Genomic DNA, 20977 nt, shown 5'->3' with positions numbered 1-20977 from the left:
GGCCGGTGCGGCGGGCCCGGTCGGACCGGCGGTCGGGAGGGCCGCCTTGTCGTTTTCGAGGGCGCAGGTCATGCCCCTCGGGAGGACCGGAGTCACCGGACCGCTTCAGGCGGTCCGGCCGCCGGATGCGTGCAGGGTCCGGCGGACCGCGCCGCGGAGCCAGTGGTGGCCGCCGTCGGCCGCGTGGCGGGGGTGCCACGCCATGCCGATGGCCAGGGGCGGCAGGGGCAGCGGGATGTCGAGGAGGCGCAGGCCGAGGGCGGTGGCGGCCTCGGTCAGGGGGGAGCAGTCGGCGCCGGGGGGCGCGGTGGGGACGAGACAGACGACGTCGCTGCGGGCCGCGAGGGTCATCGCGGCCAGGTGACCAGGGAGGACGACGGCGACCCGCCGGTGGAGGTTCCGCTCGGCCAGGGCGGTGTCCAGAGGGCCGGTGAACCGGCCGCGGCGGCTCACCACGACGTGCTCGGCGGCGGCGAGCCGGTCCGGCGTCAGGGGGCCCTCGGTGAGGGGGTGGCCGGACCGGACGGCCGCCGCCATCCGGAGGGTGACCAGGTGCTCGACCCGCGTCTCGGGGTCGACGTGGTCGATGGATCCGACCTCCAGGTCGATCCGGCCGTCGCGGAGGGCCGGCCCGGCTTCCCACTCCTCGGCCCGGAACCGCAACGAGACCCCCGGCGCCTCCTGCCCGGCCAGGCGCAGGAGCCCGGGAGCCAGTGCCGCGCCGACCAGGTCGGCCGCCTGGAGGGTGAAGGTGCCGTGCAGGACGGCGGGGTCGACGCCGGCGCCGGGAGCGAGCAGCGCGCCGAGGCGGCGCACCACCGTGGCGGCCTCGTCGCGCAGGGCCTGCGCGCGGGGAGTGGGGACCATGGTCTGACCGGCCCGGACCAGGAGGGGGTCCTGGAGGACGCGCCGCAGGCGGGCGAGGGTGCGGCTCATGGCGGCGGGGGACGTGTGCAGGCGGGCGGCGGCGCGGGTGACGCTCTGCTCGGCCAGCAGCGCGTTCAGGGCGACGGCGAGATTGGCGTCGAGGACGGGCTCTGGGCTGCTGCTCATCGGCATAATTCCATTTCGGGCAATGATTCCCTGCTGAAGTTCCCATTGTGGCAACACCGAGGTCCTCCGCAGGATGAGGGACGTACCGATCCGGCACGACCCACGAGGTTTTCATGATCGTCATCACTGCTCCCACCGGGAACATCGGCCGCCGTCTGCTGCCCCTGCTCCTGGAGTCCGCCCCCGCCCACGACGAGGAACTGCGCGTCGTCGTACGCGACCCCGCCCGGCTGCCCGACGCGGTCCGCGAACGCGTCGAGGTGATCACCGGCTCGCACGGCGACGCCGAGGTCGTCGACCGGGCCTTCGAGGGTGCCGACGCCGTGTTCTGGCTCGTTCCCCCGGACGCCTCCCTGCCCCCGCACGACGCCTACTGCGGCTTCACCGGCCCCGCCACGAAGGCCCTCGTCGCCCACGGTGTCGGCCACGTCGTCGGCGTCTCCGCGCTCGGCCGCGGGACCCCGGCCGCCGGCCGCGCGGGACTCGTCACCGCGTCCCTCGCCATGGACGACCTCATCGCCGGCACCGGCGTCGCGTACCGGGCCCTGGCCAGCCCCTCGTTCTTCGAGAACCTCCTGGAGGAGGCCGGAACGATCCGGGAGAAGGGCGTCTTCACCGACGTCGTCGACGCCGGACGCAAGGCCCCCCTCGTCGCCGTCGCCGACCTCGCGGCCGTCGCCGCCGGGCTGTTGCTCGACCGCTCGTGGACCGGCAACGACAGCGTCCCGGTCCTCGGGCCGCAGGACCTGTCCCCCGACGACCTGGCCCGCATCATGAGCGAGCGGCTCGGCCGTCCCGTCCGCTACGAACGCCGTCCGCTCGGCGAGCTGTACACCACCCTCGTCGGCCACGGCCTCGACGAGACGTTCGTCCAGGGCATCGTCGACATGAAGCGGGCCAAGGACGAAGGCCTCGACGCGGGCGTCGTCCGCACCCCGGACACCGCCTCTCCCACCACCTTCGCACAGTGGTGCGCCCAGACCCTCGGGCCCGCCGTCCTCTCCTGATGACGCGCCCGCCCCCTCACCAGGACCCGGGATGCCCACCACACCGAAACCGTCCACCACTTCGGAGTCGCCCGTCATGCCCGCCGAGGAATCCGCGCCACCGGTCACCGCGTTCATGCTCATCAAGACCACACCCGAGTGGCTCGCCATGACCCCTCGGGAACGGGTTGACGCCTTCGCCACCCAGGTCGTCCCCGCGATCAGGGCCAGGACCACCGGCGTTCGGTCACGCTTCTACGACACGGAGTTCTACTCCACCCGCGTCACCGACGTCTGGGTCTGGGAGGCCGACGACCACGAGGCCTACCACCTCCTCGTCGACGCGCTGCGCGAAACCCCGTTCTGGGACCGGTACTTCGAGATCGTCGACCTCCTCGTCGGCACCGAGAACGGCTACGCCCGGACCTACGGCATCGACCCGGTCGCCACCATCACCACCTGATCGACCGTCCGTGAAGCGCCGCCCATGTCCTCCGGCTCCACCGGGCCGAGGGCGTCGGCGCGCGGCGGGCGCGGCGGGCGCGGCGCGGGGAAGCGGGCCGCGCGCGACCGTCGTCAGCGTGGGAGCGACCTGAAGCGGTCCATTCCTACCGTCGTCAGCGCGCGAGCGACCTGACGCGGTCCACCCCTTCGACCACGACGGTCTCCCCGGGCGCGATCTCCGTGAAGCCCGCGTCGCGGACCAACGGCATCCCGGACACGACGAGTTCACCCCAGCGGTCCTTCTCCGCCGTGCGGACCGCGAGCGGGAGACCGGCGTCGCGCCAGGCCGCCCGTTCCGCGTCCGACAGCTCCCACCAGGCCAGTTGGGCGCCGTGCCCGGCCTGCGCCATCGTCTTGCCGGCGGACATGTCGAGATGGGGGTTGAGCCACAGCGTCGGTCCGGTGGTGTCGGTGTCCACCGGTGGCTCCGGATCGTCGAGATCCGTACCGGACACCTGGAGCCGGGCGAGATCCTTCGGCCAGCCGTCCAGCGGGACCGGCGGGAAGACCCGTACCTCGGCCGACTTCCCGGTCACCGTGATGCCCGGCAGCGCCTCGGCCCGCCGCCACTCCGCACCACGCGCCCGGCGCACGACCTTGCGGATCCGGGCGTCCTGCCAGTCCAGCATGGCCTGCGCCCACTCGCCGTCCCCCAGCGACCGCTCGTCGGCGAGGATCGTCAGCACGGCGCGGGCCGCGGTCTCCAGCGCGTCCGTCCGCGCCGGGGGAGCGGTCTTCTCGATGCGCACGACCATGGGCAGTACGAACTGAGGTGCCTCGTCGCGCGCGATGCGCTCGTTGCGGAAGGGACTGTCGCCGGAGGGGGTGGGGTCGCTGCTCACCTCCCCAGTGTGCCAGGCGGAAGATCCGTTCTTCGGCGCGTGCCGCCCCGGGGCCGTCCGGCCGTTCCCGTCCGCCCCGCGACGGCGGAAACCGCCGGACAGGCCCTGGCCCGCGCGAGGACGACCGCATGAACAACGCGCTCCACGACTCACGGGCGTCGGGCGCCGTTACGGGCTCCGGGGCTCCTGGATCCCGTGCGGCGCCGACCTCGACGTCACCCGGAGCAGGCCGTCCGCTGTGCCTCCTGCCACGCGCAGACCGGGCAGAGCGTGATCCCCTTGTAGGACTCCGGGTACTCCGTCGGCTTTTGGCACAGCACACACTCGGCGAACGGCGGGCCGGCCACGGCGGGGGCGGTCGGCGTGCCCGGGGAGGTGCGGTTGTCCTCGCTCATGGGCCCAGCGTACGGCGGACGGCCGGGGTGCCTACCGGTGCTGGTTCGCCGCTCCGATCAGTTCGGACACCTTGACGAAGCGGAAACCCCTCTTCCGTAGTTCGGGGACGATCGTGCGCAGAGCCCGCTCGGTCGCCGGAGCCGCACTCCGTGTGCAGTGCATGACGACGACGGACCCGGGCCTCACCCCCTCGAGCACCTGCCGGGCCACGGCGTCGGAGTCGGTGGCGAACGCGTCCCCGCTCACCACGTCCCACTGCACGGCGGTCACCCCGGTCGCGCTCAGGGTCCGCAGCGCCTGCTGGTCGTAGCACCCGCCGGGGAAGCGGAAGTACGGCATCGGGTGGGGCACGCCCGCCCTCCTGAACGCGGCGTAGGCCCTTTCCACGTCGGCCCGCATCCTGTCCTTGGCGACGGTCGGCAGCCCGTAGCAGTCCTTGGTGAAGGCGTAGTGGCTGTACGAGTGGTTCGCGACCTCGAAGAGGGGGTCCCGCCCGACGGCCCTCGCTTCCGCCGGGTACTGGTCGGCCCAGCGCCCCGTCATGAACACGGTCGCCGGCACCTTGAACGCGCGGAGCGTGTTGATCAGCCGCGGATTGTCGAAGTGCTCCCCGCCCGCCGCCCGGGGTCCCTGGTCGGCCGTCATGTCCGCATCGAAGGTCAGGGCCACAGTTCTGCCCCGGGTGCGCGGGCCGTTCGTGAAGACAGGGGTCAGCCCGCCCGGGCCCGGGGCCAGCGTGGGCGGCCGTGGAGGCACGGCGCTGCCGGAGGCCGACGCCGGGGGACCCGGCGGGGCCGGCTTCGGGGCCCGGGCCCCGGGAGCCTCCGAGGTTCCGCAGGCAGCTAGGGCGACTCCTAGGGCCCCGAGGGCGCAGGTCGCGACGATGCGTCGTACTGGAATCAACACGGGACGAAGATATCTAGGTAAATGTGACCATCGGGTCGTCGATGAAATGAGTGGGTCGACCGCGGCACTGAAGCCACCCGTCCGGCTGCCTCGGGCCGACCGGCTGCCCGCGCCGACCCGGCGTCGTCGCTCAGCCCTGGGCGAGCTCCGCCACCGGCTGCCACTTCTCCCACGTCGCCAGACGCTGCTCGTAGTCGGCCTTCGCGATGCCCAGCGGGGCCGTGCCGAAGAAGCAGCGAAGGGGCGGCTCGGCGGCGTCCACGAGTTCCAGCACGGCCGCGGCGGACGCCTGCGGGTCCCCCGGGGTGCCCACGCGCGCACGGCGCTGTGCCTGCACCTGCTCGTGGTACTCGGCGTACGCCGGCAGCTGCTGGGACGTGCTCGACGAGGATCCGGCCCAGTCGGTGGCGAATCCGCCGGGCTCGATCAGGGTGACCTTGATGCCGAACGGCGCCACCTCCTGGGCCAGCGACTGGCTGATCCCCTCGAGCGCCCACTTCGACGCGTGGTAGATGCCGACCAGCGGGAACGCGCTGATGCCGCCGATGGAGGAGACCTGCAGGATGTGACCGCTGCCCTGCTCGCGCAGGAACGGCAGTGCCGCCTGGGTGACCCACAGCGCCCCGAACAGGTTCGTCTCCAGCTGCGCGCGGGCTTCCGCCTCCGTGAGCTCCTCGACCATTCCGAAGTGACCGTAGCCGGCGTTGTTGACCACCACGTCGAGACGTCCGAACCGCTCGTGCGCCTGGCGCACGGCGGCGAAGTCGGCGTCCCGGTCCGTGACGTCGAGCCGCAGGGGCAGGAACCGCTCCCCGTAGGTCGCGGAGAGATCGTCCAGGGTGGACAGATCGCGGGCCGTGGCGGCCACCGAGTCGCCGCGCTCCAGCGCCGCGATCGCCCACTCCCGGCCGAAGCCCCGTGAGGCACCGGTGATGAACCAGATCTTCTGCGTCATGGTGTGCTCCTCGTGAAACCCGGCGCCCACTCCGTCGAGACGCCGTGATGCTTCTCGCGCCAGCGAACACCTTGGAGTGCGCTCCATGGCAACTCCGGCCGCGGTGGGCTGCCCCGGAAAGCGCCGAGTAGCCCCCGCCGATGTGGATCAAACGCTCTTCAGCAGCTGATTCCGGTACTCCGTCACGTCGAAGTCGGCCTTCGGGTACCGCGGGTCCAGCGCTTCGAGGTGCTCCAGGAGCAGCGTGCCGATCGCCCAGTTCCGGTACCACTTGCGGTCGGCGGGAACCACGAACCACGGCGCCCGGGGTGTGGAGCAGCGGTCGAGCGCGATCTCGTACGCCTCGCGGTACTCGGGCCACAGCGCGCGGTCCTCGATGTCGCCGGCGCTGAACTTCCAGTGCTTGGCCGGATTGTCGAGGCGGCGCAGCAGACGGCGGCGCTGCTGGTCGTAGGAGAGGTGCAGGAAGCACTTCACGACGGTGACGCCGTCGTCGGCGAGGGACTCCTCGAAACGGTTGATCTCCCGGTAGCGGCGAGCGATCTCCTTGTGCGGAGCCAGCCCGCGGACCCGGGCGACCAGGACGTCCTCGTAGTGCGAACGGTCGAAGATGCCGATCTCGCCCGCTTCGGGCAGCGCCCGCCTGATCCGCCACAGGAAGGAGTGCTTGCGTTCCTCGGGAGTCGGCGCCTTGAAGGCGCGGATACGGCAGCCGGCCGGGTTGAACATCCCGACGACGTGCTTCACGGCGCCGCCCTTACCGCTGGTGTCCATGCCCTGCAGGATCAACAGCACCCGCCGCCGGTCGCCCGCCGTGCTCGCCGCCCACAGGCGTTCCTGCAGGTCGGCGAGGCCCTGGCGCATGTCCTCGGTGGCGGCCAGACCGGCGGCCTTGCCGTCCTGCCAGGCGGGGGTGTCCCGGGCGTCGTACGAGGTCAGGTCGACGCCGTCGCCGTCCGGAAGGCGCAGCAGCGCACTGACCCGGGCGGGCCCCTCGGGCTCCTGCGGGCCGCCCGCCTTCTCCCGTCCGCCCGCCTTCTTCGGCCCGCTGCCCTCTCTGCCGTCCTTCTCGCCCACCGCGCACCCCTTCCGGCCGTGTCCCTCGATGGTGCGTCGGGAGCGCGGGCCCCGCTACTCACGGCTCGGGCTCCCGACGTGGCGACGTGGTGATGTGGTGATGTGGCTCGGCATACGGCGCGGCGGGCGTGGGGTGTCGCGGTCCGGTCGAGTGGGTGCCGGTGCCGGTGCCGTGATCGGTGGGCATGGACGATCGGTGCGCTGCGGCGCGGTACGTCCCCGGTGGCCCGCGGACGCCGGGCGAGCCGGCCGTCGGCGGACAGCTTCGAGCGGTGGGGGACGGCTTCGAGCGGTACGCCGCCAACTCGGCGACACGCAGCGTGAGTTCGCGGTAGCTGTGTGAGCGGGACCGGTGGACGGGGGCAAGGGCCGGCAGCCGGCGCGCCGGGACACTCTCCGGCGTCGTCCTCCTTACGGCGGTACGCCGCATGCGTGCGAGGGGGGCAGGGGGAGCGTCCCATCGGGCGCGGCGATCGGAGCCGGCGGGGCCGGTCCCGGCGCACCTCAATTGCGCGATGGCGCGAGTGAATTGGGGGCGGGGTACGGTGCGGTTTCCCGGCGCCGGTGGCCGTTTCGCTCGGTTTGACTTCCCTGTCCGGTATGTCTAGGTTGGATGGAGATCAAACGAGATAGCCGCCTTTTACCTGGTATAGGGCGGACAATTTCCTCTCCTGATCGACGGCCAGATGGTCGCCGAACTGTTCGACGGAACGGGTGTCCCGCCGCGAGGTCTGCTGAACGCAGAGGCCTCGGTGGGCCCGATGCCACGCTTGTCGCGTGTGAGTCGACGACGGCAACTCCCGTTCATTCCACGGCCGATGTACCGGGCCCTCTCGCAGACGTCTCAGTGCCTCACCCGCGCTGAGCGTCAACGCGGTCACCAGGACATGGACCCGTCAACGCCCCCTGGAAGGGAAAGCACCATGCGGGTAAAGAAAGTAACGATCTTCAGGCTGCTCGCCAGCCTGTTCGCCACTCTGGCCCTGGCCATCGGTGGAGCGAGCATAGCGAGTGCCGCCACCACCACCAGTCACACCCAAGCAGTGGCATCCGACTACAACTGGGGCGGCCACGGTGGCGGCGGCTGGGGTGGCGGCGGCTACGGCGGTTACGGCGGCGGCGGCTGGGGCGGCGGCTACGGCGGCGGCGGTTGGGGCGGCGGCGGCTGGGGTGGCGGCGGCCACGGCGGCGGCTGGGGTGGCGGCGGCTGGGGCGGCGACTGCTGACACCTGAGAGAAACAGCGCACCGGGAGCCGGAGTCGGCAACGACTCCGGCTCCTGCCTGTCGCCCAACGGTCCGTCGCCGAGCGGTCCGTTGCCGCACGGCTCGCTGCTGAACGGTCCGTTGCCGCACGGCTCGCTGAGAGCGGTCCGTTGCCGAACGGTCCATGGCGGGAGAGTGATGCGAGCGCGGTCTCACGACGAGGCCGCCGGAACCACGCGTATCGCCGGTGTCACCCCCCGTCGCCGGGCCTGTCGCGGAGTTCGCCGGACTCGTCGCGAAGTTCGGTCGCTGGTGCGGCAGTTGAGGACGGGGGCGATGACGGCGTCGCCGGCGCGGTCGGCTGGGTCTGGGCCCGCTCCAGGAACCGCAGCAGTTCGACGGGGAAGGGCAGGACGAGCGTGGAGTTCTTCTCCGCCGCCACCGCCACCACCGTCTGCAGCAGCCTCAGCTGCAACGCGGCCGGCTGCTCGGACATCACCCCGGCGGCCTCCGCCAGCTTCCTCGACGCCTGCAGTTCCGCGTCCGCGTTGATGATCCGCGCCCGCCGCTCGCGGTCGGCCTCGGCCTGCCGGGCCATCGACCGCTTCATCGTCTCCGGCAGCGAGACGTCCTTGATCTCCACCCGGTCGATCTGCACGCCCCAGCCCATGGCCGGACTGTCGATCATCAGCTCCAGGCCCTGGTTGAGCTTCTCGCGGTTGGAGAGGAGGTCGTCGAGGTCGCTCTTGCCGATGATCGACCGCAGCGACGTCTGCGCCATCTGCGAGACCGCGAAGCGGTAGTCCTCGACCTGGATGACCGCGTCGGCCGCGTCCACCACCTTGAAGTAGATGACCGCGTCCACGCGCACCGTGACGTTGTCCCGGGTGATGCCGTCCTGCGCGGGCACCGGCATCGTGACGATCTGCATGTTGACCTTGCGCAGCCTGTCCACGCCTGGGACGACCAGGGTGAAACCGGGTGGGCGTACCCCACCCCTGAGCCGCCCGAGCCGGAAAACCACGCCCCGTTCGTACTGCTTGACGACCCGGGCCGCCGCCGCGACGTACACCAGCCCCGCGGAACCGACCGCCACCCCGGTCACCAGGATTTCCTGGAGCATGACGACCCCCTTTCGAGTCGCCCGCTGCGCCTGAGCGCACCAAGCCCGATATGCGAATTTTACGCCGGTCGGGCCGGGCGCGATCACGCCGTGCGTCCGCGTGACCTCCATCGCCCCGGGCGGGGTCGAGCCGGCGTCACGCCTCGCGGGGTGCTGGGAACTACGCCTCCACGAGCCCCTTGGCGTCCCGCGCGAGGGCGGTCAGCCGGGATATCGCGCGGAAGTACTTCTTGCGGTAGCCGCCGTTCAGCATCTCCTCGCTGAAGAGCGTGTCGAAGGGCATGCCGGAGGCGAGGACGGGCACCTCACGGTCGTAGAGCCGGTCGGCGAGCACCACGAGCCGCAGCGCCGTCGACTGGTCCTTGACCGGCTGGACGTCCGTGAGGCAGACGGCCTCGAGGTCGTCCGTGAGCGCGCCGTAGCGGCTGGGGTGCACGCGCGCGAGGTGGTCGAGCAGATGCGGGAAGTCGTCGAGGGACGCGCCCCCGGTGGCGTACGCGGCCTTCGTGACCTGCTCGTCGGTGAACGGAGCCGGGGCCTCGGGCAGCCCGCGGTGGCGGTAGTCCTCGCCGTCGATGCGCAGCGGACGGAAGTGTGCGGACAGGCCCTGGATCTCGCGCAGGAAGTCGGCCGCCGCGAACCGGCCCTCGCCGAGCTTTCCGGGCAGCGTGTTCGACGTGGCCGCGAGCGCGACCCCCGCGCCGACCAGCTTGCCGAGCAGCGTGGAGACGAGGACGGTGTCGCCCGGGTCGTCGAGTTCGAACTCGTCGATGCACAGGAGACGGTGGCCGGAGAGCGTCTGCACGGTCTTCTGGAAGCCGAGCGCGCCGACCAGGTTCGTCAGCTCCACGAAGGTGCCGAAGGCCTTGAGCGAGGGCTCCGCCGGGGTCGCGTGCCACAGCGAGGCGAGCAGATGGGTCTTGCCGACTCCGTAGCCGCCGTCGAGGTAGACGCCGCGGGGGCCGGCGGGGGTTTTCGGCGCCCTGCTCCTGCCGAAGCCGAAGAGGCCCCGTTTCGCTCCCCCCACGGCGTGTGCCCCGCCGAGCCCGGCCGCGAAGTCCGCGAGGACGCGTACGGCCTCGGTCTGGCTCGGCTGGTTCGGGTCCGGGATGTACGAATCGAAGCGCACCGAGTCGAAGCGCGGCGGCGGCACCATCTCGGCGACGAGCCGGTCCGCGGGCACGTGCGGCTCGCGGGCGCACAGGGACAGGGGGGCTGCGTCGGGTATCGGATCGATCCCGGAGGCGGCGGTGGAGGACGACACGGTTAACCACTCTAAGCGCCGTGCCACACTGCACGACATGCGACGCCTGTTCCCTGTGACCTACGAAACAGCAGCCCAGGGCGCGACCGGGACCCCTGCCACCCCTGACGCGCCCGGTGCGCGCGGTGCGGATGTGACGGACCGCGAGTGGGGGCTTCTGGAGCTGGCGGAGGTCTACGCCTACCCGGACGCGCGTGCCGACGGCGTCCGTACGCCCTGGCTGCGGGCCAACATGGTCTCCACGCTCGACGGCGCCGCTCAGCACGAGGGGAAGTCCCAGGGCATCTCCAGCGCCGCCGACATGCGGATCTTCGGGGTGCTGAGGGCGCTCGCGGACGTCGTGGTCGTCGGTGCGGAAACGGTACGCCAGGAGGGGTACCGCCCGGCACGCGCGCGGACCGAGTTCGCGGCGTCACGGGAGGCGTCCGGGCAGGGTCCCGCGCCCGCCATCGCCGTCGTCACGGCGGGTCTGGACCTGGACTTCTCGCTCCCTCTCTTCACCTCGCCCCTGGTGCCCACGCTGGTCGTGACAGGGGCCGCGGCGGCTCCGGACCGGGTCGCGGCCGCGGAGAGGTCGGGCGCCGAGGTGGTGTTCGCCGGGGAGGGCGCCGGGGTGGACCCCGTCCGGGCCGTCCGGGCCCTCGCCGACCGCGGGCTGACCCGGCTGCTCACGGAGGGGGGCCCGCGACTGCTGGGCCAGCTGGTGGCGGCCGGGGTGCTCGACGAACTGTGCCTGACGATGTCGCCGACCCTCACCGCGGGCGGCGCGCAGCGGATCGCCGGCGGCCCCTCGACGGAGGTCCCGAAGCGGTTCGAACTGGCGTCCTTGCTGGAAGAGGCCGGGTTTCTGTTCACCCGATACCGTCGATCCTGACCAGCCGTCGGAAGATCCAGTTCCGTTTATCTTCCGCTGGGCACAGCAAATCGCGCAGACCCCGTGCGATCACGGGGCAGGATGGTTTCCGCAGGGGGCCAGCGAGTCCCACGGAGGAGAAGGGCGTCTGTCGTGTTCACAAGCGTATTGATGATCGAGAAGGCCCTGACGTCCGCCGATATCGAGTTCGTCACCACCTTGCACGGTGATGAGACGGTCACCTTTCATGTGCTGCTCCAGCCACGGGGCGACCAGGCGGACCGGCTGCTGCGGGCCATCGACGACGTGGCGCTGGGCGAGCTGGACGAGGCGGCCCACGAGCGCGAGACCCCAGAGGGCGAGGAGGCGGCCGGCCAGGGACAGCGGGCGCTGGAGGTGTCGCTGGTGGCACTGCGCGCCTCGGGCAGCGAGGCCGAGGGCCGGCTCATCGAGGACCACCCGCTGGACGCGCTGAAGGGGCTGGTCGACGAGATCGGCGCGGACGAGGTCATCGTGCTGACCGACCCGCACTACGTGGAGGAGTTCTTCCACCGGGACTGGGCCTCGCGCGCCCGCCACAAGGTCGGTGTGCCGGTGCTGAAACTGTTCTCGCACAGCAAGGCATAGGCTTGGGCCGTCCGGCGTAGCACGCCGGACGCACCGCGGCGGCGGTCGTAAGACCCGTCGCACCACTCCTGTCGCAGTTCTTGTCGCAATTTCTTGTCGCACCACCTGGGGAGAGACACGCATGGCACCCGGCCTTCCTACCGCCATGGACCGACCGCACTTCATCGGGATCGGCGGAGCCGGGATGTCGGGCATCGCGAAGATCCTGGCGCAGCGCGGGGCGAAGGTGGCGGGCAGCGACGCGAAGGAGTCCGCGACCGCCGAGGCCCTGCGCGCGCTGGGCGCGACGGTGCACATCGGGCACGCCGCGGACCACCTGGCCTCCGACGCCACGTGTGTGGTCGTCTCGTCCGCGATCCGCGCCGACAACCCGGAGCTGGCCCGCGCCGCCGAGCTGGGTGTCCCGGTCGTCCACCGTTCGGACGCCCTCGCCCGGCTGATGGACGGGCTGCGCCCGATCGCGGTCGCGGGCACGCACGGCAAGACCACGACGACGTCGATGCTGGCGGTGTCGCTCTCGGAACTGGGGCTGCTGCCCTCGTACGCGATCGGCGGCGACCTGGACGAACCGGGCTCGAACGCGCTGCACGGCGAGGGCGAGATCTTCGTCGCCGAGGCCGACGAGTCGGACCGCAGCTTCCACAAGTACGCGCCCGAGGTGGCGATCGTCCTCAACGTGGAGCTGGACCACCACGCCAACTACGCGTCCATGGAAGAGATCTACGAGTCCTTCGAGACGTTCGCGGGCAGGATCGTCCCCGGCGGCACCCTGGTGATCTCCGCGGACAACGAGGGCGCGCGCGAGCTGACGCGTCGGCTGCCGGCCGACGTGCGCGTGGTGACGTACGGTGACTCGGCGGACGCGGACGTCCGTGTCCTGTCCGTCGTCCCCCAGGGCCTGAGGAGCGAGGTGACGGTGGACCTCGACGGTTCGCGGCTCACCTTCACGGTCTCCGTCCCCGGCCGCCACTACGCGCACAACGCGGTGGCCGCGCTGGCGGCCGGCGTGGCGCTGGGCGTCCCGGCGGCCGAGCTGGCCCCGGCGCTCGCCTCCTACACCGGGGTGAAGCGCCGCCTCCAGCTGAAGGGCGAGGAGGCGGGTGTGCAGGTCGTCGACTCGTACGCGCACCACCCGACGGAGATGACGGCGGACCTGGAGGCGATGCGCGCGAGCGTCTCCGGCCGCATCCTGGTCCTGTTCCAGCCGCACCTGTTCTCCCGCACGCAGCAACTGGCGAAGGAGATGGGCGAGGCCCTGTCGCTGGCGGACGCCTCCGTGGTCCTCGACATCTATCCGGCCCGCGAGGACCCGATCCCGGGGGTCACCAGCGAGCTGATCGTCGAGGCGGCGCGGGCGGCGGGCGCGGACGTCACGCCGGTCCACGACAAGGCGGAGGCACCTTCGGTCGTCGCGGGAATGGCGAAGCCGGGTGATCTCGTTCTCACGATGGGCGCGGGTGACGTGACCGATCTCGGCCCCGGGATCCTGGCCCGTCTGTCGAAGTAGTCACAGCGTTTGTAAGGGGTTGAGCTTCATGTCGTACGACATCGAAAAGCCGGACGAGCAGTGGCGCGCGGAGCTGACCCCCGCCGAGTACACGGTTCTGCGCCGGGCGGGCACGGAGCCGGCGTTCACCGGGGAGTACACCGACACCAAGGCCAAGGGCGTGTACTCCTGTCGCGCCTGCGGTGCCGAGCTGTTCACCTCCCACGAGAAGTTCGAGTCGCACTGCGGCTGGCCGTCCTTCTACGACCCGAAGGACTCCGAGTCGGTCGAGCTGATCGAGGACCGCGCGCACGGGATGGTACGGACCGAGGTGCGGTGCTCCCGCTGCGGATCGCATCTCGGACACGTCTTCGAGGGCGAGGGGTACGCGACCCCCACCGATCAGCGGTACTGCATCAACTCGATCTCACTGCGGCTGGCGCCGGACGGGGGTGATCAGGGCTGAGGTCGGCCAGATCCTCCAGGAGCGCGTCCGCCATCTGCTCCTCCAGGACCGCGACCCCGCTCTTGCGCAGGACGGTGCGAGCTCCGCGTCCCAGGGGCCCTTCGAACCCCACTGCCCCCCAGGTCCGGTGGTGGAGCAACGGTAGCCCAACGCCCCGTACACGAAGGGGAGTCAGGGAAGTCGGAAGACGCAGGTGCCCGGGGCCACGGCGACCGGGCCGTTGTCAGTGGCGCGTTCTAGTGTGGTGCGGCGGGAGATTTACGACGAGAGACAGGAGGTTCTCATGACGAACCTGCCCGATCGGCCGCACACCGCGCTGCTCGTCATCGACGTCCAGAACGGGGCGATGGCGGGTACCCACGGGCGCGACGAGGTGATCGCGAACATCAACACCCTGGTCGACAAGGCCCGTGCCGAGGACGTGCCCGTGGTCTGGGTGCAGCACTCCGACGACAACCTCGTGCTGGGCAGCGAGAGCTGGCGGTACGTGCCGGAGCTGGTCCGGCGGGACGGGGAACCGCTCGTCCACAAGACCTACGGCGACTCCTTCGAGAACACCGCACTGGAGGAACTGCTCGCCGAGCGCGGCGTGGGCCGGATCGTGGTCGCGGGCGCGCAGACCGACGCGTGCATCCGCGGGACCCTGCACGGTGGTCTGGTCCGCGGGTACGACGTGACGCTGGTCGGCGACGCGCACACGACGGAGGACCTCACGGCGTACGGCGCCCCGCCTCCGGACCAGGTGATCGCGCACACCAATCTCTACTGGCGTGAGGAGAGCGCGCCCGGCCGTCGCGGAGGGACCGTCGACACGGCCGAGGTGACGTTCGCGGCGTACTGAGCGACGCGCCGCTACCGCCGGCCCCGCGCGGAGGAGGCGAGCAACTCGTCGATGAGGGTGATCAGCACGTCCCGGCACGACCCCCGCTCCCGCGCGTCGCAGAGGAGCACGGGGGTTCGCTCCGGCAGGGCCAAGGCGTCCCGGATCTCCTCGGGTGTGTACGGATGCCGTCCGTGGAAGCCGTTGACGCCCACGACGAACGGGATACCGCGGCGCTCGAAGAAGTCGACGGCGGCGAAGCTGGACTCCGGCCGGCGCACGTCGATGAGGACCACCGCCCCGAGGGCGCCGATGGCGAGGTCGTTCCACATGAACCAGAACCGCTGCTGGCCAGGGGTTCCGAAGAGATACAGGACCAGTTCGGGGCTGAGGGTGATGCGGCCGAAGTCCAGGGCCACGGTGGTCGCCCTTTTCTCCTCGATGCCGTCGAGGTCGTCGACGTCCAGACCGGCGGAGGTGAGGGGTTCCTCGGTGCGCAGCGGGACGATCTCGCTGACCGATCCGACCATGGTCGTCTTGCCGACGCCGAATCCCCCGGCGATCAGGATCTTGACCGCTTCGGGTGCTTCGGACGCTTCGGCTGTCTGCGCTGTCTGCGCTGTCTGTGGTGCCTGTAGTGCTTCTTGTGTCTGTGGTGTTTCGGGTGCTGAAGTCCTCCGCGTGGCGGGGTCAGAGCCGGCCAAGGCCGTCCCTCACTTTCTGCAGCAGGTCCGGATCCGGGGTGCGGGAGACGAGACGCGGCGCCTGGACCGTGATCCGCCCCGCCTCCAGCAGATCGCAGAGCAGGATGACGACGACGCTCACCGGGAGGTCGAGCTGGGCGGCGAGTTCCGCCACCACGACCGGCCGCGCGCACAGCCGCACGATGCGCTGGTGCTCGGGCTGTGACCGGTCGGACCCGTCGGGCGGCGGATCCACGGCGGTCACCGAGGTGATGAGGGTGAAGTCGGCGCGGCTGGGCCGGGTTCGGCCTCCGGTCAGGGTGAACGGCCGTACCAGACGGCCGGCCGCGTCGCCTTCGCTCACCTCACTCGCCGTTGCCGGCGGGGGCGCCGCCCGCACGCGGCGCCGCCCTGAGGTGCTCGCCGATCTTCTTCACCAGCATGTTCATCTGGTAGGCCACCACGCCGACGTCCGCGCCCTTGTTGGTGAGCACGGCGAGATGGGCGCCGGGTCCCGCGGCGGTGAGGATCAGATAGCAGTCGCGCATCTCGATGAGCGCCTGCCGTACGGGTCCGCCGCGGAAGTCCATGCTGACCCCCTTGCTCAGGCTCATCAGGCCGGACGCGGTCGCCGCCAGCCGCTCGGCGTCGTCGCGGACGAACGCCGTGGACTTGCTGACGACCAGTCCGTCCTCGGACAGTACGACGGCGTGGTTCACGTCGGCCACCCGTTCCACCAGTCCGGTGAGCAGCTGGTCGAGCTGGCTGTGTGTGGCGGGGCTGGGGCGTGTCATTTCTCAGTCCTTCACGTGCGGTCTGCGGGTGGAGTCGACGAGCGGTCTGCGGGCGCGCCGGAAGAGTGGCCCGCGGGCGGGGACGACGAAGGACCCGCGGGCCGGGGCGACGAGCGGTCCGGGGTTGTGGTGCGGGATCGGTCCGCGGCGGGGACCCGGTCACCCGGCTTCCCGGGCGTGTTCCCCTGCTCGCCCGGTTCGGCTGGTTCGCCCGGTTCGTACGCCGCCCCGTCGTCGTCGGTGTCACGGGCCCGGAGCGTGCCGCGCTGGAAGCCGGCGAGTGAGGAGGCCGCCCGTTCCGCGGTGAAGTCGGTGACATCGCCGTCCGCGTCCTGGTCGCCGGTGCCGGCGGGCCCGGCGTCCTCCCGAAGTTCGGTGGCCAGGCTGGTCTGCGGCACCCGGCGCGGCAGCGGGGTGAGTCCATCCCGACGGACGGCGGCCGTGGCCGGGGCGGCGCCGGTGCCGTGGCCGGACCGGGAGGCGGAGGGGTCGGCCGTGCGCGTCCGGGCGGCGGGCCGCGCCTCTCCCGTGCGCTCGTGCGACGGCCGGCCCTCGGAGGGAGCGGCGCCCGGACCCGTCGCGGCCGTGGCCGGCTCTGGTACGCCGGCGTCCGCCGGGCCGGCGGCGCCCGTGTCCGGAGCGGACGCGCCCGGTGTCTCGCGCACCACGATCTCGTGCGGGATCAGCACGATCGCGGTGGTCCCGCCGTACGGCGAGGACCGCAGGGTGACGACGATGCCGTGCCGGGTGGCGAGCCGGGCGATCACGAACATGCCGAGCCGCAGGTCGTCGGCGAGCGCCACCACGTCGAACTGCGGAGCCACCGCCAACTGGGCGTTGAACGCCGCGTAGTCCTCCTCGGACAGGCCCAGACCCCGGTCCTCGATCTCCACGGCCAGTCCCTTGGCCACCATCGCGGCGCGCACGCCCACCGGGCCGGGCGCGGGGGAGTAGGCGGTGGCGTTGTCGATGAGCTCCGCCAGCAGGTGGATGACGTCGGCCACCGCGGGCGGGGTGAGGTACACCTCGTCGTCGGCGTGCACCTCCACCCGCTGGTACTGGGCGACCTCGCCGACGGCGCTGCGCAGGATGTCGATCAGCGCGACCGGCTCGGTCCAGCTGCGCCGGGGCTGCTCTCCGCTGATGATGACGAGGTTCTCCTCGTAGCGCCTCAACTGGCTCGCCGTGGAGTCGAGTTCGTACAGACCCTGGAGGAACCGCGGGTCCTGGAATTCGCGCTCCATCGCGTCGAGCCTGCTGAGCTGGAGGTTGACCAGGTTCTGGCTCTGCCGGGCGATGCCCAGGATCACCTTCTGGAAGCCGCGTCTGGTGTCGGCGAGTTCCACCGCGGTGTGCACGGCCGTACGCTGCGCGGTGTTGAAGGCCTCCGCCACCTGCCCGAGTTCGTCCCCGCCGTAGTCCAGCGGCGGGGTGGCGAGGTCCACGTCCACCTTCTCGCCCCGGTCCAGTCTGGCGACCACGTCGGGCAGCCGCTCCTGGGCCAGGCTGAGCGTGGCCAGCCGCAGACCGCGAAGCCGCCGGGACAGGGAGCGCGTGATGCGCCACGACATCACGACGCACAGCAGCAGGGCGACGAGTCCGCCCGCGCTCAGCGCGGCCGCCTTGACCAGCAGTCCGTGGGCCTTGTCGGCGCTGCGGTCGAGGAGTCCCGTGGTCTGCTGCCGGATCAGGTCCGAGTACCGGCCGGAGATCCTGGTGAGAGCGGCGTTCCAGCGCCGGCCCGCGTCCGGCAGCGGGACCGTCCGGGCCACCGCGCCGTGCGCCGTCCGGGCCGCGATCACCTGGTCCTCGACGGACTCCAGCGTCTTCCAGTCCTGGCTCTGCAGTACCCGTTCGACCCGCGCCTTGACGGCGCCGTCCAGGGAGGAGAGGGCCTGGCTCCGGAAGACCCAGCGCCGTACGTCGACGAGTTGCGCGAACCGTGTCCACGCCTTCTCGTCGAGCCTCCCCGACGGCCAGGCGAGTGCGAGTTCGGCGTCCTCCTGGGCGACCAGTTCCGCGCCGCTTCCCAGGGTGATCAGCGGGCCCGCCTGGGAGGTGAGGTCGCCGTCGTCGACCTGGGAGAGTTCCTGGAAGGCCTGGATCTGGCCGTCGATGATCGCGGTGTACTGGTCCAGCGCCTGCTGGGCGGTGATGTCGGTGGGGTGGTCCACCTGTCCCCGGTAGTACTCCAGGCTCCCCACCGACGCCAGGACCGAGTACAGCCGGTCCCCGATCCGGGCGGGCGCGTTCTTGATGTCGTCCGAGCGGCGCACCAGTTTCGCGACGGCCTCGTCGGTCCTCCCGCGCTGCTGGTCCAGTGCGGTCCGCGAGCCGTGCGGAGAGGCCAGCCACGCCGCCGACAGACTGCGCTCCTGTTGCAGCGCGAGTGTCGCGTCGGTGCCCATGGCGCCGGTGGACCTGCTCAGTTCGGTCTGCGACCGCAGCCGCAGCCCCTCCGAGAAGATCTGTGTGGTCGTCACACCCCACATGGCGCCGAGGGTGACGCTGGGCACCAGCGCCAGCAGGATCAGGGAGAGACGTATGGAGCCGAGACGGCGCCGGGCACCTGTCCGTGGAGACATCGTCGTCCTAGTGCGATCAGCGAGGGGAGGAGCGGTTCGGCGGAACGGGCGGTGGGTGACCGCGTGTCCGGTACGGCACTGGGGGTGCGCAGGATGCTATCCGTACAAGTGCCCGTACGCACCGTGAGTGTCCGAAAACCTTGGGGCGCGTGGTGCCGCTCGTGCGGCCGCGCACGAGCGGCGGGAGCGGCTCAACGGGTCCCGTCGGCCGCGAACTTGGCGACCGAGGCGACGTTCTCCTTGGTGACGAACGCCGGTCCGGTGAGTACGGGCGCGGTGCCGCCGCCGCTGAAGTTGCCGTTGGACTTGTAGAGCCAGAGCGAGTCCACGGCGAGATAGCCCTGCAGGTAGGGCTGTTGGTCCACCGCGAACTGCACGTCCCCGCTCCGCACCGCCTTCACCAGGCTGCTGTTGAGGTCGAAGGTGGCGACCGCGGCCCCGCTGCCCGCCTCCTTCACCGACTTCACCGCGCCGAGCGCGAACTGCGCGCCCATCATGACGACTTCGTCGATGCCAGGGTCCTGCCGAAGCCGGGCGGCGACGGCGGCGGTGACCGCCTTCATGTCGGTGCCGTTGACATAGAGCAGGTCGGTATCGCCGGAGAACGCCTTCTTCACCCCGGCGCAGCGCGCCTCCAGGGCGACGTTTCCCTGCTCGTGGATGACGCAGAGGGCGTGCTTGGCCTTGAGTTCGTCCAGCTTGTCGCCGAGCGCCCGGCCCGCGACGCTCTCGTCCTGGCCGAAGTACTCCAGCAGGCCCTCGGACCGCCAGGCGTCGATACCGGAGTTGAGGCCGACCACCGGTATGTCCGCGCCCCTGGCCTCGGTGACGGCGCTCTTCATCGCCTCCGGCTTGGCCAGGGTCACCGCGATGCCGTCGACCCGGTCGCGGACCGCGTCCCGCACCAGACTCGCCTGCCCCGCGGGGTCGGAGTCGCTCGCGTAGGTGAGGTCGATGTCGTCCTTGGCGGCAGCCGCCTGCGCGCCCCTCCGCACCATCTCCCAGAAGGCGTCTCCGTCTGCGCCGTGGGTGATCAGGGCGACCTTGATGTGGCCGGTGCCCGCCTTCCCCGCCGCTCCGGTGTCCGCGCCGGAGTCCGATCCGCCGGAGCAGCCGGCCAGAAGCAGGGTGACGGCGACGACCAGGACGGTGCCGTGCGCGGATCTGGGGGAGTGGTGAGGTGTGGGGGACGTGTTCATCGGAGTGCGGCACCTCGCTGTGCGGCCCAGCAGAAGGACGGGGAGGGGGAAGTCGGCGCGGCCATCGGGCTGTTGTGCACCGACTGTCGGACTTTCGTTGGGCCGGAGCCAATCGTGTGTGACGCACGGGCGTCAAGTGAGCGGTCATGAGCGGGGAGTGCGCACGGTCGAGTCCAGGCCTCGTCGGCACCCTGTCCGTCACTGCCTTGACAGGTGACGGATGGCTTGCGACCATCAGGCACAACATTCATGACGGGGAGGTCGCGATGACGGGTGAGGGGCAGAATCCGGGCATGGCCGAGGCAGCGGTCCGGCGGGCCCGGTTCGGCGCGCTTCCGGAGCGGATCCGCCTGGAGGACACGGTCGAGGAACGGCCGGCCACGGTGCCGGATCCCGCGAGGGACGCGTACAACGAGGACGAGTGGCTCGTCCGTACGTGCCTGTGAGGGCGCGTTCCGGCCGACCGGCGCGGGCGTCAGCCCCCTGTGGGCGGCGCTCCGCGCAGGGCTGAGGGGTCCACGCGGGATGGGCCGGTCGTTGCCTGTCGTGGCCGTCACCTGTCAAGATGGTGATGTGAATCTGGAACACGTCTTTCTCTGCGGAAACCCGGCCCTCGACTTCGCCGCCACCCTCAGGGCCCGCCGGACGCTGCGTTTCGAGATGTTCGTGTCGCCGCAACGGCTGGACGCCTGGTACCTGGGGTCCGGGATCGTCGACGCCCTCACGGTCGCGGCCCGGGAGTCCGACGTCCAGGAGGCCGTGGTCGTACGGGAGGCCGTCTACGAGCTGGTCACCGCGCGGGCCGCGGGGGAGGCGTACGACGCCACGGCCCTCGGTGTCGTGAACGGCACGGCGCGCGAGCCCTCCGTCACACCGCAACTGTCGGCCGCCGGGCGACGGGCGGAGGCGACGCCCGCCGAGGCCCTGTCCAGCGTGGCGCGGCAGGCCGTGGAACTCCTGGGCGGACCGGATGTCCCGCTGCTCAAGGAGTGCGGCAACCCCGAATGCACCCGGGTCTACATCGACCGGTCGCGCGGCATGCGCCGCCAGTGGTGCGGCATGGAGTCCTGTGGGAACAAGCTCAAGGCGGCGGCCTACCGCGCCCGCAAGAAGCAGCACGAGCGGAGCGCGGCCGCCGCCTCCTGACGCCGCCG

At 71.5% G+C, this 20977-nt stretch carries 23 protein-coding genes; 10 read left to right on the top strand and 13 right to left on the bottom strand.

Annotated elements, in window-relative coordinates; translation table 11 throughout:
• Positions 1 to 105: 105 nt before the first annotated feature.
• Positions 106 to 1059 carry a LysR family transcriptional regulator gene (locus tag ABZV34_RS23245; RefSeq protein ID WP_356279742.1) on the bottom strand — a complete coding sequence of 318 codons (954 nt, stop codon included), beginning with the start codon at positions 1057 to 1059 and terminating at the stop codon, positions 106 to 108.
• Positions 1060 to 1166: 107 nt separating this feature from the next.
• Here ABZV34_RS23245 and ABZV34_RS23240 point away from each other — a divergent pair, with 107 nt between their 5' ends.
• Together ABZV34_RS23240 and ABZV34_RS23235 are read left to right on the top strand one after the other, a co-directional pair.
• Positions 1167 to 2060, top strand: a complete 894-nt coding sequence (locus ABZV34_RS23240) for an NAD(P)H-binding protein (protein WP_356279739.1) — start codon at positions 1167 to 1169, stop codon at positions 2058 to 2060.
• A gap of 76 nt (positions 2061 to 2136) precedes the next feature.
• Positions 2137 to 2502 carry a darcynin family protein gene (locus ABZV34_RS23235; RefSeq protein WP_356279750.1) on the top strand — a complete coding sequence of 122 codons (366 nt, stop codon included), beginning with the start codon at positions 2137 to 2139 and terminating at the stop codon, positions 2500 to 2502.
• A 154-nt stretch (positions 2503 to 2656) separates the two neighbouring features.
• Here the strand turns inward: ABZV34_RS23235 and ABZV34_RS23230 are convergent, their stop codons facing one another.
• The 5 genes from ABZV34_RS23230 to ABZV34_RS23210 form a co-directional block, all read right to left on the bottom strand.
• On the bottom strand, positions 2657 to 3385 hold the full coding sequence (locus ABZV34_RS23230) for a peptidyl-tRNA hydrolase (RefSeq protein ID WP_356279736.1): 729 nt from the start codon (positions 3383 to 3385) through the stop codon (positions 2657 to 2659).
• A 215-nt stretch (positions 3386 to 3600) separates the two neighbouring features.
• Positions 3601 to 3780, bottom strand: a complete 180-nt coding sequence (locus ABZV34_RS23225) for a hypothetical protein (protein ID WP_356279733.1) — start codon at positions 3778 to 3780, stop codon at positions 3601 to 3603.
• A 31-nt stretch (positions 3781 to 3811) separates the two neighbouring features.
• Positions 3812 to 4687, bottom strand: coding sequence for a polysaccharide deacetylase family protein (locus tag ABZV34_RS23220; RefSeq protein WP_356279730.1), 876 nt, complete (start codon positions 4685 to 4687; stop codon positions 3812 to 3814).
• Between the two features lie 130 nt (positions 4688 to 4817).
• Positions 4818 to 5642, bottom strand: coding sequence for an SDR family oxidoreductase (locus ABZV34_RS23215; RefSeq protein ID WP_356279727.1), 825 nt, complete (start codon positions 5640 to 5642; stop codon positions 4818 to 4820).
• A 147-nt stretch (positions 5643 to 5789) separates the two neighbouring features.
• A complete protein-coding gene (locus tag ABZV34_RS23210; protein WP_356279748.1) occupies positions 5790 to 6614 on the bottom strand; it encodes a PPK2 family polyphosphate kinase in 825 nt (274 codons plus the stop codon).
• A 1028-nt stretch (positions 6615 to 7642) separates the two neighbouring features.
• Between ABZV34_RS23210 and ABZV34_RS23205 the strand changes: the two genes are divergently transcribed.
• Positions 7643 to 7945 carry a hypothetical protein gene (locus ABZV34_RS23205; protein ID WP_356279725.1) on the top strand — a complete coding sequence of 101 codons (303 nt, stop codon included), beginning with the start codon at positions 7643 to 7645 and terminating at the stop codon, positions 7943 to 7945.
• Positions 7946 to 8173: 228 nt separating this feature from the next.
• On the opposite strand, the gene ABZV34_RS23200 is transcribed toward ABZV34_RS23205, so the two are convergent.
• Both ABZV34_RS23200 and zapE read right to left on the bottom strand, forming a co-directional pair.
• Positions 8174 to 9046 carry a slipin family protein gene (locus ABZV34_RS23200; protein WP_356279722.1) on the bottom strand — a complete coding sequence of 291 codons (873 nt, stop codon included), beginning with the start codon at positions 9044 to 9046 and terminating at the stop codon, positions 8174 to 8176.
• Positions 9047 to 9206: 160 nt separating this feature from the next.
• Complete coding sequence (zapE, locus tag ABZV34_RS23195) at positions 9207 to 10310, bottom strand: cell division protein ZapE (RefSeq protein ID WP_356279719.1); 1104 nt, start codon at positions 10308 to 10310, stop codon at positions 9207 to 9209.
• Positions 10311 to 10347: 37 nt separating this feature from the next.
• Between zapE and ABZV34_RS23190 the strand changes: the two genes are divergently transcribed.
• From ABZV34_RS23190 to ABZV34_RS23170, 5 genes are all read left to right on the top strand, one after another.
• Positions 10348 to 11184, top strand: a complete 837-nt coding sequence (locus tag ABZV34_RS23190; protein WP_356279716.1) for a pyrimidine reductase family protein — start codon at positions 10348 to 10350, stop codon at positions 11182 to 11184.
• A gap of 132 nt (positions 11185 to 11316) precedes the next feature.
• Complete coding sequence (locus tag ABZV34_RS23185) at positions 11317 to 11790, top strand: indole-3-glycerol phosphate synthase (protein ID WP_356279713.1); 474 nt, start codon at positions 11317 to 11319, stop codon at positions 11788 to 11790.
• A gap of 121 nt (positions 11791 to 11911) precedes the next feature.
• Positions 11912 to 13297: a UDP-N-acetylmuramate--L-alanine ligase gene (murC, locus tag ABZV34_RS23180; protein ID WP_356279710.1), complete on the top strand. Its 1386-nt coding sequence runs from the start codon at positions 11912 to 11914 to the stop codon at positions 13295 to 13297.
• 28 nt (positions 13298 to 13325) lie between these two features.
• The gene (gene msrB / locus ABZV34_RS23175; protein ID WP_356279707.1) at positions 13326 to 13742 is read left to right on the top strand and encodes a peptide-methionine (R)-S-oxide reductase MsrB; all 417 of its coding nucleotides are present in this window, start codon (positions 13326 to 13328) and stop codon (positions 13740 to 13742) included.
• A gap of 283 nt (positions 13743 to 14025) precedes the next feature.
• Complete coding sequence (locus ABZV34_RS23170; RefSeq protein WP_356279704.1) at positions 14026 to 14583, top strand: cysteine hydrolase family protein; 558 nt, start codon at positions 14026 to 14028, stop codon at positions 14581 to 14583.
• Between the two features lie 11 nt (positions 14584 to 14594).
• On the opposite strand, the gene ABZV34_RS23165 is transcribed toward ABZV34_RS23170, so the two are convergent.
• The 5 genes from ABZV34_RS23165 to ABZV34_RS23145 form a co-directional block, all read right to left on the bottom strand.
• Positions 14595 to 15131 (bottom strand): ATP/GTP-binding protein, encoded by a 537-nt coding sequence (locus ABZV34_RS23165; protein WP_356279745.1) that lies wholly within the window; start codon positions 15129 to 15131, stop codon positions 14595 to 14597.
• Positions 15132 to 15252: 121 nt separating this feature from the next.
• Positions 15253 to 15609, bottom strand: a complete 357-nt coding sequence (locus ABZV34_RS23160; protein ID WP_356279701.1) for a DUF742 domain-containing protein — start codon at positions 15607 to 15609, stop codon at positions 15253 to 15255.
• A gap of 1 nt (position 15610) precedes the next feature.
• On the bottom strand, positions 15611 to 16039 hold the full coding sequence (locus ABZV34_RS23155) for a roadblock/LC7 domain-containing protein (protein ID WP_356279699.1): 429 nt from the start codon (positions 16037 to 16039) through the stop codon (positions 15611 to 15613).
• An 11-nt stretch (positions 16040 to 16050) separates the two neighbouring features.
• Complete coding sequence (locus ABZV34_RS23150) at positions 16051 to 18624, bottom strand: nitrate- and nitrite sensing domain-containing protein (protein ID WP_356279696.1); 2574 nt, start codon at positions 18622 to 18624, stop codon at positions 16051 to 16053.
• 191 nt (positions 18625 to 18815) lie between these two features.
• On the bottom strand, positions 18816 to 19823 hold the full coding sequence (locus ABZV34_RS23145) for a substrate-binding domain-containing protein (RefSeq protein ID WP_356279694.1): 1008 nt from the start codon (positions 19821 to 19823) through the stop codon (positions 18816 to 18818).
• Positions 19824 to 20089: 266 nt separating this feature from the next.
• Here ABZV34_RS23145 and ABZV34_RS23140 point away from each other — a divergent pair, with 266 nt between their 5' ends.
• The gene (locus ABZV34_RS23140) at positions 20090 to 20269 is read left to right on the top strand and encodes a hypothetical protein (protein ID WP_356279691.1); all 180 of its coding nucleotides are present in this window, start codon (positions 20090 to 20092) and stop codon (positions 20267 to 20269) included.
• A 127-nt stretch (positions 20270 to 20396) separates the two neighbouring features.
• Positions 20397 to 20969, top strand: a complete 573-nt coding sequence (locus tag ABZV34_RS23135) for a CGNR zinc finger domain-containing protein (RefSeq protein ID WP_356279689.1) — start codon at positions 20397 to 20399, stop codon at positions 20967 to 20969.
• The last annotated feature ends 8 nt before the right edge of the window (positions 20970 to 20977 follow it).

Origin of the sequence: Streptomyces sp. NPDC005195, from assembly GCF_040608315.1 — a bacterium.
Taxonomy (GTDB): Bacteria; Actinomycetota; Actinomycetes; order Streptomycetales; family Streptomycetaceae; genus Streptomyces; species Streptomyces kaempferi.
This window is presented reverse-complemented; position numbering and strand designations above follow the sequence as displayed.